The 14,411-nt window shown below is 57.0% G+C and carries 12 protein-coding genes and 1 pseudogene; 4 read left to right on the top strand and 9 right to left on the bottom strand.

The features are described 5' to 3' along the window. Window positions 1–257: 257 nt before the first annotated feature. From ACUVSA_RS03330 to ACUVSA_RS03315, 4 genes are read right to left on the bottom strand one after another with little or no spacing between them, the layout of a single operon-like run. Complete coding sequence (locus ACUVSA_RS03330) at window positions 258–695, bottom strand: hypothetical protein (RefSeq protein ID WP_445891667.1); 438 nt, start codon at window positions 693–695, stop codon at window positions 258–260. 17 nt (window positions 696–712) lie between these two features. After that, on the bottom strand, window positions 713–1,111 hold the full coding sequence (locus ACUVSA_RS03325; RefSeq protein WP_445891668.1) for a (deoxy)nucleoside triphosphate pyrophosphohydrolase: 399 nt from the start codon (window positions 1,109–1,111) through the stop codon (window positions 713–715). Between the two features lie 6 nt (window positions 1,112–1,117). Then, window positions 1,118–1,765 carry an endonuclease III gene (gene nth, locus ACUVSA_RS03320; RefSeq protein ID WP_445893782.1) on the bottom strand — a complete coding sequence of 216 codons (648 nt, stop codon included), beginning with the start codon at window positions 1,763–1,765 and terminating at the stop codon, window positions 1,118–1,120. A gap of 45 nt (window positions 1,766–1,810) precedes the next feature. Beyond that, window positions 1,811–2,278, bottom strand: coding sequence for a MucR family transcriptional regulator (locus tag ACUVSA_RS03315; RefSeq protein WP_445893781.1), 468 nt, complete (start codon window positions 2,276–2,278; stop codon window positions 1,811–1,813). A 551-nt stretch (window positions 2,279–2,829) separates the two neighbouring features. Here ACUVSA_RS03315 and ACUVSA_RS03310 point away from each other — a divergent pair. Further along, window positions 2,830–3,237: pseudogene (locus ACUVSA_RS03310) on the top strand (transglycosylase domain-containing protein); the annotation flags it as partial. Window positions 3,238–3,241: 4 nt separating this feature from the next. Here the strand turns inward: ACUVSA_RS03310 and ACUVSA_RS03305 are convergent. Together ACUVSA_RS03305 and ACUVSA_RS03300 are read right to left on the bottom strand one after the other, a co-directional pair. Further along, the gene (locus tag ACUVSA_RS03305) at window positions 3,242–3,577 is read right to left on the bottom strand and encodes a hypothetical protein (protein ID WP_445893780.1); all 336 of its coding nucleotides are present in this window, start codon (window positions 3,575–3,577) and stop codon (window positions 3,242–3,244) included. A gap of 377 nt (window positions 3,578–3,954) precedes the next feature. Further along, the gene (locus tag ACUVSA_RS03300) at window positions 3,955–4,815 is read right to left on the bottom strand and encodes a 4Fe-4S dicluster domain-containing protein (RefSeq protein ID WP_445893779.1); all 861 of its coding nucleotides are present in this window, start codon (window positions 4,813–4,815) and stop codon (window positions 3,955–3,957) included. A gap of 211 nt (window positions 4,816–5,026) precedes the next feature. Between ACUVSA_RS03300 and uvrB the strand changes: the two genes are divergently transcribed. Then, window positions 5,027–7,033: an excinuclease ABC subunit UvrB gene (gene uvrB, locus ACUVSA_RS03295; protein ID WP_445893786.1), complete on the top strand. Its 2,007-nt coding sequence runs from the start codon at window positions 5,027–5,029 to the stop codon at window positions 7,031–7,033. 548 nt (window positions 7,034–7,581) lie between these two features. Here the strand turns inward: uvrB and ACUVSA_RS03290 are convergent. Beyond that, a complete protein-coding gene (locus ACUVSA_RS03290) occupies window positions 7,582–8,565 on the bottom strand; it encodes a carbohydrate kinase family protein (protein ID WP_445893778.1) in 984 nt (327 codons plus the stop codon). Window positions 8,566–8,619: 54 nt separating this feature from the next. After that, window positions 8,620–10,071, bottom strand: a complete 1,452-nt coding sequence (locus ACUVSA_RS03285; protein ID WP_445893777.1) for a DEAD/DEAH box helicase — start codon at window positions 10,069–10,071, stop codon at window positions 8,620–8,622. A gap of 217 nt (window positions 10,072–10,288) precedes the next feature. On the opposite strand from ACUVSA_RS03285, the gene ACUVSA_RS03280 reads away from it, so the two are divergent. Beyond that, window positions 10,289–11,035 (top strand): hypothetical protein, encoded by a 747-nt coding sequence (locus ACUVSA_RS03280; RefSeq protein WP_445893776.1) that lies wholly within the window; start codon window positions 10,289–10,291, stop codon window positions 11,033–11,035. Between the two features lie 28 nt (window positions 11,036–11,063). Here ACUVSA_RS03280 and ACUVSA_RS03275 read toward each other — a convergent pair whose 3' ends face one another. After that, on the bottom strand, window positions 11,064–11,582 hold the full coding sequence (locus ACUVSA_RS03275) for an acyl-CoA thioesterase (RefSeq protein WP_445893775.1): 519 nt from the start codon (window positions 11,580–11,582) through the stop codon (window positions 11,064–11,066). Between the two features lie 120 nt (window positions 11,583–11,702). Here ACUVSA_RS03275 and ACUVSA_RS03270 point away from each other — a divergent pair, with 120 nt between their 5' ends. Further along, window positions 11,703–14,393, top strand: a complete 2,691-nt coding sequence (locus ACUVSA_RS03270; RefSeq protein ID WP_445893774.1) for a DEAD/DEAH box helicase — start codon at window positions 11,703–11,705, stop codon at window positions 14,391–14,393. The last annotated feature ends 18 nt before the right edge of the window (window positions 14,394–14,411 follow it).

Below are 14,411 nucleotides of genomic sequence, written 5' to 3'. Positions count from 1 at the left end.
CAACGTTTTCCAGGCCGCTCACCTGTGGAGCCAAGAACCACCGATACGGCTGGCGCACCATCGCCCATACGGCAAATTGAAAGGAATTCATGGGCCGCACCTCCTTTGTCCCGATCCCTTTGGCTGAAGGCGCGTGACGCCTCTGCCTCACTTGACCTCTGAACAAGAGGTCGGCACATGGGTCACGAATCTTAAACCTTTAGCGAAGGACGTTGTCGCCCTCGCGCTTTTTCCCGTCTCCTAAAAAAGCGCGGTGTTCAGGTGCGAGCAGCCTTGCGCCACCCCTGGCGTTTTAGGAGAAGCACTTCTTGCTGGCGCCGTTGCGTGATCCGGCGAATATATTCCTTGAGATCGGTGTGCTTGAGTGGTTGCAATTCCTCATGCAGGCGCGTGCTGGATTCCAGGTCCTTGGGCGTCAGACCGTACCAGCTGCAGTAGTCTTGGTCAAAGATCTCTTCGGGGGAATAGTCGCTGCGACCAAAACGCCGGCCCAAGTAAAATCGGGCCGCTTCCATATCGTATTCCAGAATCCAACCGCCGTCCTTAACCATGGTCTTCACATCCCATGGGACGGAGGCAGCGCATTGGGGACAATACAGATGCACCAGGACCTCTTCGGGCAGGATACTGTCCCGATGAAAGATGTAGGCCTCCTCCAGCCCGCATTCGCACGGCCGCTTTTGATGCAAACACATGTTTCAGCCCCCCCTTTTTAGGGCCCGCCATGTTCGTCCAAGAGCCGACGAACAAACGGGCGATCCGCCGGGGCCATGGCATAGCGAGGCACATCGCCGATGGGCACCCAGCGCACATCCCCATGCACCGAGGGACAGATGTGGCCGGAAATCCAGCGAACCTTGTAGGCCATAAGCCGAATTTCGGCGCGATCGTCGCAGTGCCGACTTTCGCCGAAAAATGACAACACTTCCACGTGAATGCCCAGTTCTTCCAGAATTTCCCGGCACAGGCATTCTTCCAAAGTCTCCCCAGGCTCCACCGTACCTCCTGGGAATTCCCAAAGGAAAGCCAAGACATCGGATGCCGGCCTTTGGGCCAGAAGGACGCACCCGTCACGCTCAAGAATCGCTGCCGTCACCGTCTTGCGAATCACACCCAATCAGGTTCCCTTCCCCGTCTGTCGAGCACAGTCGCAGTGGTCGGCAAGGGGGCACCGTCGGCACGACGGCTTGCGCGCCGTGCAGATCGTGCGCCCATGCAGGATCAGGGCATTGCTGAACCAGGTCCATTTCTCCCTAGGCACCAGTCCCATGAGCCGTCTTTCCGCAGCTTCAGGCGTCTTTTCACCGACAAGGCCGAACCTTTGGGACACCCTGAGCACGTGCGTATCGACGGCAATGCCCTCCTGAATGCCGTAGGCGTTTCCCAACACCATGGCCGCCGTCTTGCGTCCGACCCCAGCAAGCGACATCAAGGCCTCCATGGTCCGTGGCACTTCGCCGCCGTGCTTTTGCACCAGCTCTTGAGCACACGCTCGAATGGCCTTGGCCTTGTTGCGGTAGTATCCCGTGGGGCGAACCATCTGTTCCAGGCTTTCCAGAGGTTCCACCGCGAGAGCTTGCGGCGTCGGGCAGCGCTCAAAAAGAGTCCGGGTCACCTGATTGACCCGCTCGTCGGTGCATTGGGCCGAAAGAATTACCGCGATGAGCAGCTCATAGGGGTTGCGAAAGTTTAAGGCCAAAGACGCATGGGGGTACTGGTGTTCCAGTGAACGCAATAAGTCCTGGATCCGAGTCCCGCTCTCCATAATGCCGTGGCTCCTTGGGACCTTCCCTGCAACGCAGGGTATGGCCTACGTGGATTTCTTCCTTCGGCGCTCCTGATAGGCCTTCAAGTTCTCAGGAATTCCTCGCACTTTGGCCGCAGCACTACGCGATCGTGACACCGCCTTGGCAGCCAGGGAATCCTTAAGGCGAAATCCCCACTTTTTCTTGTATTCGCGAGGCGTCATGCCGTGGCTTTTCAGATGGTTGGCCGTGATTTGTCGCAACTGAGCCCCGCATTCCAGGCATACCACGCTGTTTTCGCCAATGGATTCGTACGGTCCCTTGCCGAGCACCGCCGATTTGGCAGGATGGAGCTTTTTGGGCACTTCACGCACCGGTTCCACCCCGGGACCAACCTCCTCCACCGCATCAAGCTCTTGAAGCACTTTGTAAATCCTTCTCAAAGACTCCTCGATTTCCTCTGTGGACATCACGCCAGCCGAAGCTTGAGCTTCCACGATCTGCACACACATTTCCAAAAGTCTTTTACTCATGCCCCCACCTCCAGTTTTAACTAAGTTAATAGTTTCGCTGCACGTTTCATATACATAAATTGCATGAACGCAACAAGAGTTTTCTTGGCTACTTTTCCGTACATGCTATATTTGTGGCATTCTCAAAAGGTCGCCAAGGATGGCCGTGAACACGTCCTCTGCGCACACGGTTGCTCAAGCTGACTTTCGTGGCCATCGATCATGCGGAAAAAAATGTTTTCGCGAAAACACAGGGCTGGTTTCCGCACCGCCTGCGGAGACGGTTTCTGTGTGTCGGCACCGCTTTGTTCTTGATACTTTCCTTATTTCTCATTGTGCTTTTTCGATGGATGCCTCCACCCACAACCATGTTTATGGTCTTTGAAAAGATCAGGGCAGTACGCGAGAAAGAGGCAGGCGCAATCATCCACGGCGCGTGGGTTCTTCGCCAAGGCGTATGCGCTCACGTGGTTCTAGCGGTCTTGGCGGCGAAAGATCAACGATTGCATAAGCACAGGGGCTTTAATCTCGAATCCATCAAGAAGGCGTGAAAGGACCATCAAAAAGGCAGGCCTTTGCGTGGCGCCAGCACCATTTCGCAGCAGACGGCAAAGAACCTTTTTCTCTGGCCGGGAAGAGGTTGCGTGCGAAAATTTCTACAGGCCGCTTGAATCATTGCCATCGAAACGCTGTGGTCGAAGGAAAGGATTTTGGAAGTCGATGTGAACGCAGCCCAGATGGATCCTCGCCTCTTTGGCCTCAGGGCTGGGGCCCGCGTCTTTTTTCACGCCAGAAAACAGGTCGCTTGGCTGGCAGCCGTGCTTCCAAAACCGAAAAATTTTTCCGCTGCAAAGCCTTCAGCCTACGTTGCGCATCGAGCGGCCCGGATTCTTTGGCAGATGGATGTGCTTGAAGAAGCCTTTGGGGTGAAAAGCTTGTGGTATTCTGAAAGCCCCAAAGCTTTCACGCTCAAAGGCTGAATCCTTATGCATGTCCCAGCAAACGCATGCGCTCGTGAGCAGCCTCTTCACGTTCCCTTTCCAGTCGATTCCGTACTTGCCGCAGCTCATCAAGCCGCTGCGTCAGCGCCGCTTCGGCCTCTGGTTGCGCTGGTGCACCTTCACGCAGCGCCTTCAGACGGATCTTCACCGCTTCCGCTTCCTTTTTGACCTCGAGAATTTTTTGCATCACTTCCTGTTCCCGATAAGTCAAAACCGAGGATCGTTCTCGACACGTATAAGGCTTGCCCGAGCTGTCCACGGGCGTCGGGCACCCATGCTCGTCCACTGTATGAAGAAAATTTTTGGCTTCTGCATTCATGACGCTCTCCTCAATGCACCGCGTCCTTGCGGCGTCGAAATGGTCCGATTTCGACCCTGCACCCTGCCCCCAGGTGGGCTCTTCGGGCACGCTGTCCTGATCTTCATATTAAACATGCATGGTGCGAGCGTCATCGGCACCGCGGCGTCTTCTTCAAGAAAGACCCGCAAGGGGGCTTTCTTATGAGCCGGCAAAAGCGCCTGGAAGCCTGTTCAACAAGGGAACCTGGGAAGGGACGTAAAAAACCCTTTTCGCGCCGTGCGACGCTCCCACACCGTAAAGCACGCCCTTTGGGTGCCCCCTGGCGCGACCTTCTGAGAACCCCTCGCTTTGGAACAGACCTTGCGGTTACGCGTGCCGGCTTTTGCAAACGAACGTCACAAAGCCGAAGGTGAAGACGATGGTTCCTTGAGTAAGAGACGGTAAGCGTCGCCCACGCGCTCGGCATGCTTTTGGAAAAGAACTTTGTCTTTTTCGTGCCACGCCTTGAGAAATTCCGCATCGACCCACCCTTGCCTCTCGGCCTCTTCACGCAGGGCCAAAGCCACCAGGTGCCCCTGCACGTGATGGCTGCAGGCGCGAGAACAACTCCGGCACTGAAGGCATAGCCATGGCGCCGGCGACATTATTGCCTCTCGACCGTAGCCCAAAAGGGCCGACCGCACCAACACCAGGGGATCCAGCACGGATCGGTCCACGCACACCGGACAGGCGTTGCTGCATTCCCCACAGGCAAAGCATGAAGCCACATGCGTGTCATGGCCGTGAAACCGGGCAAACCTTTTCCAAGAAAGAGGAGTAGAAGCGGAATGAGCCGTCTCTTTGCCGCCGTCCCTGGCTTGCTCGAGCAGATCGCGTACCACACCGGCACGCTCTCGATGGAGACGCTCCTGAAGACGGCGCCTTTGATCGGACAACGCCTCGTCAACCACCCCTTCGCGCACCGCTTCCCAGCGCAAGAATGCAATGAGGGCCGAAGGCTTGACCGTCATGGGACACACGTGGGAACACTTGCGGCATTCCAAGCACAGCCAAAGATCCAGCAACCGCAACAGGTCCTCCATCAAACCCAAGTTGGCCATCCATACGAGCCGCCTCGGGTCCAGCCCTTGGGTTGCTCGATTCACAGGGCATTCCACCGCGCATGAGCCACACGTAAAGCACAGATTGATCTCGGCTCGAACCGCCTCATTGATCCAACGACGATGCCACGCTTTCGGTTGAATGGCAGCTTTCATGACGTCCCCTTTGTCACTGGTCAGCTTTCAAATTTCCCACACCCTCATAGTCAAAAATTTACAACGCACTCAACACGAGATGACAAAATGTGCTTTTTCACAAATAAAGCACCCTTGGTCTTTGGCTGGAACGGCCGCAGCCTCTTGACAGAGGAAGACAAGAGTCTGTTATTAGCTTCGTACCCTTATGGCACCCGGGAGAACTTTACAGATGAACGCTTTTAAGATTCACGCTCCCTGGGCTCCCCAAGGAGACCAGCCTCAGGCCATTGAGAAGCTCACCGCCAATCTTTTTGCCGGTGTACGGGAGCAAACCCTTTTGGGGGTCACCGGGTCTGGAAAGACCTTCACCATGGCCCATGTGATCGCGAACGCTCAAAAACCCACATTGGTGATCGCCCCCAACAAGACACTGGCAGCCCAGCTCTACGGGGAATTCAAGGCCTTTTTTCCGGAAAACGCTGTCGAGTATTTCGTGTCCTATTATGACTATTACCAGCCGGAAGCCTATGTGCCGCAAACGGACACCTACATTGCCAAGGAGGCCTCCATCAATGAAACCATCGATAAAATGCGCCACGCGGCCACCCGGGCTTTGTTGGAGCGCCGCGACGTGCTCATTGTGGCCAGCGTCTCATGCATCTACGGCCTAGGGGCTCCCGAAACCTACCGGGACATGCTCTTGTGGGTTAAAGCCGGCATGGCCGTGGACCGGGACGTGGTGTTGCGCAAGCTGGTGGAAATTCAGTACACTCGCAGCGACGTGGACTTTCACCGGGGCACCTTTCGAGTCCGTGGGGACGTGGTGGAAATCTTTCCCGCCCATGAAGAAGACCGGGCGGTTCGCCTGGAATTCTTTGGAGATGAAATCGACGCCATTCGAGAATTTGACCCCCTGACCGGCCGCACATTGAGGGCTCTCACGGACGTGGCCATTTATCCCGGAAGCCATTACGTGATGGACAAATCCACGCTGCAAAGAGCCGTTGAAAGCATCAAGGAAGAATTGACCGCAAGGCTGCAGGAACTGCGGGAGGCAGGCCTTTTGTTGGAGGCGCAGCGCCTCGAGGAACGCACGCGTCTGGATCTGGAGATGCTTCAGGAGCTGGGATATTGTCCTGGCATTGAAAATTACTCGCGCCACCTCACGGGCCGTCGTCCCGACGAACCACCTCCGACGCTTTTGGAATACTTTCCCGACGATTTCTTGCTCTTTATCGATGAAAGCCACATCACGATTCCACAGCTCCGTGGCATGTTTCGAGGGGACCGATCTCGAAAGGAGACTCTGGTGCGTTACGGGTTTCGGCTGCCCTCGGCGCTGGACAATAGACCCCTATGTTTTGAAGAATTTGAAGCCAAGGTGCATCAGGTCATCTATGTGTCCGCCACACCGGGCCCATATGAACTGGAGCGGACTCGAGGCTACGTGGTGGAACAGATCATTCGGCCGACAGGGTTGGTGGATCCCAAGGTGGAAGTGCGGCCCGCCGAGCATCAGGTGGATGACCTGATCGGCGAGATTCGCAAAAGGGTCGCTGCCGGGCAAAGGGTCCTGGTGACCACCTTGACCAAGCGCATGGCGGAGGACTTAACGGAATATCTTACAGAACTGAAAGTTCGCGTGCGCTACATGCACTCGGACGTGGACACGCTGGAACGCATTGAGTTGGTGCGGGATCTGCGCCTGGGCGAATACGACGTCCTCGTTGGCATCAATCTGTTGCGGGAAGGATTGGATATTCCCGAGGTTTCCCTGGTGGCCGTGCTGGATGCCGACAATGAAGGCTTTTTGCGCTCGGAGCGCTCCCTCATCCAAACGGCGGGGCGGGCGGCCCGCCACGTGGACGGCACAGTGATCCTCTACGCGGACAAACTAACGGACTCCATTCGCCGGGCCGTGGCCGAGACCGAGCGGCGGCGAGGTCTGCAGCAAGCCTATAATGCGGCGCACGGCATCACACCGCAAAGCGTGGAAAAATCCATCGGCGACATTCTGGCTCCTTACCGATGCCAGGAAGAAAGCTTTGTTCCTGAGGAAGTGGTTCAGGAAGTGCGCGCCCTCTACACGGCGACTCCCAAGGCGAATCTGGACCAAACCATCGATGAGCTGGAAAAGAAGATGAAAGAAGCGGCAGCTCGCTTGGAATTTGAAAAGGCGGCGGCGTTTCGGGACGAAATCAAGCGACTGCGCCAGGAGCAGCTGCTCATGCAGTAAGAGATTGCCCAGGAATGCCACTACTCTCCCACTGAGGTCTTCTAGCTCATTACAATGAAGGCTGGGAACCGGCAAAACACGTTCTTCCCTAGACTCTTAAGCGCATGTCCGAGAAATCGTTTTCGCCCCACGTAGGAGCGGCGCTAGCCGCGATTCCTTATCACGCCTTGCGGCGCTCTTTCAGCCTCAAGCCCAGAGGAAGGGACCAAACCATTGTCGGACAAGTTTTCTCAAGAACCTCGTCCGAGAAGGCTTTCCCTTGGGTTCGCGCAAGTGCCTATGTGCAAAGGCATGGCTGGCTCCTGCCAGCCCGAGATCGGCGCACGGCCGAAGGTCGTTTTTCAGAAAACGTGGACCGCGGAAATTCCCGATCACAGCTAAAGACCCTCGGATCGCGCTCTGAAAGATGCTCCCAGCATCTTGTCCGGGGATGTCTTTTACCCGGAAATGCCAGCGTCTCTTCCGATTTTTGTGCGGCCCAAGGGCCTAACCCCCTCGCAGACTACGGTTCGAGCCCGTTCTCGGCCCATCGGCCGCAAAAGCTTGTTTTAGGCCCGCGCTTTCATCGGTGAAGTGGTTTGTGGCAAGGGCGTTTCCGGAACCCGATAGCCGAAGTGCTTTTCGAACCGATCGCAAAAATCCTTCCAGTCGAAATGGTGTTCCTGCGTGCCGTGGTGTTCGACGGCAAAGGATGCGGCCACGCTCCCCAGATGGCAGCAGACCGTCGGGTCATGCTGCAGGGCCAGCCCCTTGAGAAATCCCGCGCGATACGCATCGCCGGCTCCCGTAGGATCCACGACCACAGCGGGCGTGACGGCCGGAATAAGAATCTTGTCTCCATGCCTGTGAAGCAGGCTGCCTTCAGGCCCGTGCGTGGTGATGACCATGTCCACCCGGGACGCCAAATCCCTGAGTTGCCAGCGGGTAAGCTCGAGAAAGTGGCTCAGTTCATAATCATTGGAAATGAAGCACAGGGCCCTGTCCACGGCTTCAGCAATTTCTTTACCGCTCCAAATGTTGAGGCTCTGGCCGGGATCGAACACAAACGGCACGCCGCAGCTTCTGCAGCGCTTGGCCATTTCCAGCATATCCGTTTTGTTTCCCGGGCCGATGTGGACCAGGGCTGGACGCCCGCCGTCGTTCAGGGGGGGCAGATCCGCGGGAAAAGCCATGGCACCGGGATTGAAAGCCGTGATCTGGTTGTCGTTCTGGTCCGTGGTAATGTAGGCTCCGGCCGTGAGCACTCCGGGAATGCGTTTGACCCACCGCGTGCTTAATCCGCAGTGGCGCAGCCACTGCTCGTAACGTTCAAAGTCATCCCCCGCCGTCGCGACGACCCAGGGGCTTTCCCCGAGCAGGCTTAGGGTATAGGCAATATTGCCCGCCGTCCCCCCAAACTTTTCCACAAGCCCGTTGATGTTGAAACACACGTTGAGCACATGGATTTTATTGGGCAGAATGTGGTCCGCAAAATGTCCGGGAAACGTCATGATGCGATCGTAGGCCAGCGATCCGCTGATGTAAATCTCCATGGCCGTTCCTTCTTTGGGATTCGTCAAAATTTGACTTGTGCCGCCGATCCTGTCTCAGCGCTCTTGAGAAGCCGGACCCCTGGCAGTGAAGGGTCCTTTTTTCTTGCCGCGCCCGCTCGGTTTTTTGGCCCGCGTCCCCTTGTTCTTTGCCGAAGCGGTTTCTTTCTTGGTCGGCTCCGGCCGTCGCCCTCGCAAGGACCAGCGCGCGGCGCCCTTTTCGGCTCGATCCCGCACAAACCAATCCTCCTCGGGCCAGACGACGGGAATCTTTTGTCCGAGAAGTTTTTCCACGTTCTCCAACGCATACACATCGTCTTCGCCGCACAGAGTGATGGCCTTGCCTTCCTTGCCGGCGCGGGCCGTTCGGCCGATGCGATGGACGTATTCTTCGGGATCTTGCGGCACGTCGTAATTGATGACGTGGGTCACGCCCTCCACGTGAAGCCCTCGAGACGCCACATCGGTCGCCACCAACAGGACGATCTGCCCTCTCTTGAACCGCTCCAACAATTGCACACGCCGGCTCTGCGGCAGGTCCCCAGTAATGGCTCGAGCAACATAGCCATTGGCTGTAAGTCTTTCGGCGAGCCGCAATGTCTGCACCTTGGTGTTGCAAAAAAGAAGGACGCGCTCCGGTTGTTCTCTTTGCAAGAGTCCGAGAAGCAAAGGAAATTTTTCGGCCCGAGCCACGTGGAACAGCTCCTGTCTGACTGTCTTCACCACGAGTCTTTCCGGTTCTATGGCCGTTTCTACTGGAGCGTTCATGTAGGGATAGGTGATCTCCAGAACACGTGGAGAAAGTGTTGCAGAAAAAAGCATACTTTGCCGAGAATGATAAGGAGGAAGGCGTTTGAGGATGTACTGCAGGTCCTTGACGAAGCCCATGTCCAGCATGCGGTCCGCTTCGTCGATGACCAGCAAGGACACGCGGTCCGTCTTGATCCGGCCTTGCTTCATAAGGTCGATGAAGCGACCGGGAGTGGCAATGACAATATGGGCTCCCTGCCGAAGAGCCTGAATCTGTTTTTCGTAGCCGACACCACCGTAAATGGCCGCGAACCGAAAAGGACAATAGCGTCCAAGCATCTGCCCGTCGGCTTGAATCTGCAGGGCCAGTTCCCGAGTCGGGGCCAGAACCAGAGCGTGGCAGTGGGAAGACAAGGGCTGCCTTTTGAGCAGGCGTTCAAAGATGGTGATGAGAAACACGGCAGTCTTGCCCGATCCCGTCTGGGCTTGCGCCGCAATGTCTTTGCCTTGGAGTGTCACCGGCAGGGATTTTTCCTGAATGGGTGTGCATCGCACAAAGCCAGCCTCATGCAGCCCTTGAAGCACAGACGGAGAAAGCCCCAGCTCGGCAAAGGCCATGCCGGCCGCCAGATCCTCGCGCGCCTTTCTCGGCTCGAGTGCCGCTGGTTCAAGGCTCGCACCATCGTGAGGAGCCATTTCCAAATTACGGCGCCGCCACCAAAGGATTCGTCGAAACAGGTTCTTAAAAGCCTCAATCACGTTAAGGAATTCCTCCACAATTTAAAGGCCAGGCCCACCACATTCTTGTTGGCCCTTGAGCTAAAATTTGGCACACTGATTGCGCCCTGGCGGCTCGAGTCTATACCAAAAGTCTGAGCCACGGCAAACGACAGAACATCGTTTTGAAAGCGTTTGGGGATTTTTTCGCGTTCATGGAAAAAAATCCTGGAAAAGCCGACGAAGGGAGGCCGTTCCCATGGCACGAAAAGAGGTGAAGTTTTTAAAATGGCTGACAGTCTTGGCGGCGGCCGCAACCTTTTGGCTTTGGGGAACCGGAAGCGCTTTGGCTGCCAAAATCCGCATCACCCTTATCGACGGCAACAGGGTCGAAGTGCCCTATTGCTGGGAAGCCAAGGACACCATCTTCTTTGAAATGCCTGGAGGCGTCGCGGGTGTTCCCAAGGGACTAGTTCGAAGCATTCAGGAAATCGTGGCGGGATCGGAAATCGCCTACGACACCGTCGGGTCCCGAATGCGCACGGTGGGGGCCTCGGACCCCGAGCAGCAAAGAGAATGGGCCGCTCTCTTGAAAGGAGCCCCGTCCGAACCGCCCGCCGAAACCCTTTCCCCCGAAGAACTGACTCAGCTTCTCACCACGACGATGCCTTCACAGGAGCCTCAGCAGGCCGTGCGGATGTATCGCTCGAGCTTTTATCCCAAAGGGGACGTGATGCAATGGATGCGGGTGCAAAAAAACGAAGCCGTGCTTCTGGTTAAATACCTCGTGAACGTTTCGGATGATGTGCAGGACAAACACTTTGAGCTCATTCTCTATGACGGACACGACCGCATTGTCCAAAGGCAACCCTGCTCGGTTCAGCCCGTGCAGGTTCCCCCAAAGCTAGCGGAAAAGCTTGGCCTTCGCGGTCGTTTGTACGCCGTGGTTTCCAAAATCAAACCGGATCCCGACATCCGCCGCTACGAACTGGCCACGTTGCGTTAGGAAGGCATCGTCAAGGCACGACAAGTCATCATGGATCTTGGCCGCCTCCTTCCATCCACCGAAGGATCTTCTCCTTGAAAGCCTTCGGCAGCGGCACTGCCACGCCTTCCCGCACGCAGACGAAGTGCATCACGGCCTCGGTGGTGGTTTCCAAGCCGTGTTCCCGGTTGAGCCTCTGAATGCGATGCACCAAGGAAAGACTGCGGTGCCCCAGACGACACACGGCCGTCTGCACTTCGATCAAGTCATCATAATGCAACGATGCGCCATAACGGCACTCCAGAGCCGCCACGGTCAAATGTAGGCCTTGGGCCATAAGGCGGGCATAGGGATAGTCCAAGGCTCGAAGAAAAGCTTCCCGACCCAATTCAAAAAGATGAAAATAGCTGCCATGGTACACGCCCTGGCCAAGGTCCACGGCAAAGAGGGGAACGCGCAGGCCATGGGCATACCAAGGCCCTCGGCGCGACAGGGTGGCGGCCTTTTGGCGCTCCGTGTCGCGCCCTATCGAAACACCCCGATCTTCTTCCTTGAAAAGCTTATTCATTCCCTTGATGTTCCTCCAAAGCCATGTTAGCCATAATAGGCGCGCAATGCCATCGCCACATTCCATAGAGACGGCTTTTCAGAGGCGGATCCCTCATTGAAACCCACATCCAGACCCTTTGTGCGAGGAAGAAAAGCTTCAGGCAAAAGGCCCCGTGACGTCGTCGCACTCCAAGGGCCGGAATTCCGTTTGCGCTTGGCGCCGGCGGTGCGCAAGGTTCTCGGGCAGATCGGTGTGCCGAAGCCGCAGCCTTTTGTGCCGGATCCCTTTCAGCAGGAAGCCATCGAAAAGGTGCGCACCACCGATGTGCTGGTCACGGCGCCTACCGGGTCCGGCAAGACCTATATCGCCATCGAAGCCATTCGCGAAGTGTTTTTGAGAGGTGGTCGAAGCTGGTACGCTTCTCCTCTCAAGGCTCTGTCCAACGCCAAGCTGGAAGAATTTTCCACGGCCTTTGGCCCGGACAACGTGGGGATTCTCACAGGGGATCGCAAGGAAAACCCCGACGCGCCGATTCTCGTCGGCACCACGGAAATCCTTCGAAATCAGCTCTACGACGCCATGCATCGCGGTCAGGACCTGCCCGTCGATCTGGTGGTCATGGATGAAGCCCATTACCTGGGAGACTCGGATCGCGGTGTGGTCTGGGAGGAGGTGCTCATTTACCTGCCCAGTCGCGTGCGCCTGCTGCTGCTTTCCGCCACCATTCGCAATGCCCAGGAGCTATGCCGATGGCTGGGGTGGCTGCGCAAGGCCCCTTGCCTATGGGTGAACGCCGTGGAACGTCCGGTGCCGCTCTATCCTTTGTTTCTCTTTCCTACTGGAGAACTCACGCCGCTTGGAGGCCGCCGCGGCCTGTACGGCCCCATCAAAAACCTGGATCCCCGGCAGTTTGCCCGCACGGACTTTCCAGATGTCGCTCATATTCTGGAAGCGCTTCGCAAGGCAAACCTCTTACCGGCGATTTTCTTCCTCAAGTCCCGAGCCGACTGTGAACGGGCCATCACGCTGGCCCCGCAGGCGCCTTCAACGCCGGGGTTTGATGCCAAAGCCTTTGCCGCACGACTGGAACAGCTCTTGACCAAGTGGCCTTTTCTGCGGGACCATAAGCATCTGTCCATCCTGAAACGGTCACGGGTCGGCGCTCACCATGCCGGGCAATTGCCCCACTGGAAACTCCTGTTGGAAAACCTTATGCAGGAAGGCTGGCTGGAAGCCATCTTTTCCACATCCACCGTAGCCGCCGGGGTGAATTTTCCCGCACGCACCGTGGTCATTCCTCAAAGCGATCGGTTCAACGGACGTGAATTCGTGGACCTGACGGCAACAGATCTTTTGCAAATGACGGGACGAGCAGGACGACGCGGCAGGGACATGATCGGTTTTGTGCTCGTCACGCCCGGTCGATACCAAAACGTGCAGCTGATTCACGATCTCTTGAGATCGCCGCCGGATCCCATAGAGAGCCAGATCCGCGTAAATTTTTCCATGGTTTTGAATTTGCTCTTGTCCCACGAACCCGAAGAAATTCGAGACCTTTTTGCCCGCAGCCTGGCCACCTATCAGCACCTGGGCCAAGAGGCCTCCGTGGCGGCCCTAGTGGAAAACTTCCAAAGGGATCTGGCCCAATGGGAACCCCTCATGGCCTGCAGCTCCATGGACGCCTTGGCCGAGGTTCGGCCTTTGTTCATGCGCCTAGAAGAAGAACAAAGAAAGGCGCATCGAGCTGCACGAAACCAGGCTCTCGCCTGGGTGACGCAGGGCCTTTTGGTGCCCGGTCGACTGTTCCTGAACCGTCGAGGCACCCCCTATGTGGTGCTGGAACGGGTTGACAAAGGGGACGATCGAGTCCAGGCGGCGCGGCTGCGGCTTCCCATTGCCTGGCAAGATCAGAGGTTGGAAGCGCACTTGGTGCGCCTCTGCCAAATTCGGGAATTGGGCAAGAAGGTGGAACATGTGCCACCCATGTCTGATCGGCATTCGTGGGAAAAGCTGGCACGCCGCATGGACGAAGAGCCCTTTCCAACCCTCTTTGGCCCCCAACATTACAGGGATGAACCGCCTCCCCTCACCTCCATCACTCACGACATGGCCCGTCGAGCGCTCGCCAAAGACGCCCTGCCATGCGCTCGGTGCGAACTCTACGGGCCGTGTCACAAGGGCACCAAGCACCCTTTTTCAAGGCTGCTGCACACATACTTCACCCATCGTTCCCACATCTTGACCGTGCAGGAAACACTCTGGCGATCCTTTACACAGCACCTGAGAATTCTGCAACACGAGGGCTACGTGACTCCTCAAGGCCACCTTACCGACGACGGCCTGTGGGCGTCCAAGCTGCGCCTGGACCAACCGCTTTTGGTCTCCGAAGCGATCCGCAAGAGGGTGCTTCCGGAGTCGGATCAGGCCTTGCTGGCCGCGCTCATGGCGCCTTTTGTGGTGGATCGCGATCGTCCTGGGGAGTCTCAGTTGTCGTCGCTCATCCGGAAATATCCCGATTTGGCGCGCCCGTATTTTGCGGTTCTGCAGACATTGCACGGACTGAGGGAGAGGCTGCATGCGGAGGGCTTTGAGACGCCGCCTATGCCTTTCTGGACCGTGGTCACCGTCTATCATTGGGCCAAAGGGGAAAGCTGGAATGTGGTCAAGAACCTCACCCACATCGATGAGGGAGACTTGACCATGGTGATCTTGAGAACCGCGGACCACTTGCGTCAGGTGGAATCGCTGACGGAAACCCATCCACGTCTTGCCGCTTCTGCACGCGACGCCATCGAAAGCATTTTGCGGGAACCGGTCTTGGTGCAATGAACGGCGCGAGCCGAGAGG

Source organism: Desulfosoma sp. (genome assembly GCF_052743555.1).
Note: the sequence above shows the minus strand (reverse complement) of the source record. Positions and strands in the feature narration are given on the sequence as shown.

What these genes read in the sequence shown, in the direction of transcription:
- ACUVSA_RS03330 (WP_445891667.1), bottom strand. Translation starts at nt 695, where the DNA reads ATGTGTTTGCATCAAAAGCGGCCGTGCGAATGCGGGCTGGAGGAGGCC.
- ACUVSA_RS03275 (WP_445893775.1), bottom strand. Translation starts at nt 11,582, where the DNA reads ATGAATAAGCTTTTCAAGGAAGAAGATCGGGGTGTTTCGATAGGGCGC.
- ACUVSA_RS03280 (WP_445893776.1), top strand. Translation starts at nt 10,289, where the DNA reads ATGGCACGAAAAGAGGTGAAGTTTTTAAAATGGCTGACAGTCTTGGCG.
- ACUVSA_RS03300 (WP_445893779.1), bottom strand. Translation starts at nt 4,815, where the DNA reads ATGAAAGCTGCCATTCAACCGAAAGCGTGGCATCGTCGTTGGATCAAT.
- nth (WP_445893782.1), bottom strand. Translation starts at nt 1,765, where the DNA reads ATGGAGAGCGGGACTCGGATCCAGGACTTATTGCGTTCACTGGAACAC.
- ACUVSA_RS03315 (WP_445893781.1), bottom strand. Translation starts at nt 2,278, where the DNA reads ATGAGTAAAAGACTTTTGGAAATGTGTGTGCAGATCGTGGAAGCTCAA.
- ACUVSA_RS03305 (WP_445893780.1), bottom strand. Translation starts at nt 3,577, where the DNA reads ATGAATGCAGAAGCCAAAAATTTTCTTCATACAGTGGACGAGCATGGG.
- uvrB (WP_445893786.1), top strand. Translation starts at nt 5,027, where the DNA reads ATGAACGCTTTTAAGATTCACGCTCCCTGGGCTCCCCAAGGAGACCAG.
- ACUVSA_RS03290 (WP_445893778.1), bottom strand. Translation starts at nt 8,565, where the DNA reads ATGGAGATTTACATCAGCGGATCGCTGGCCTACGATCGCATCATGACG.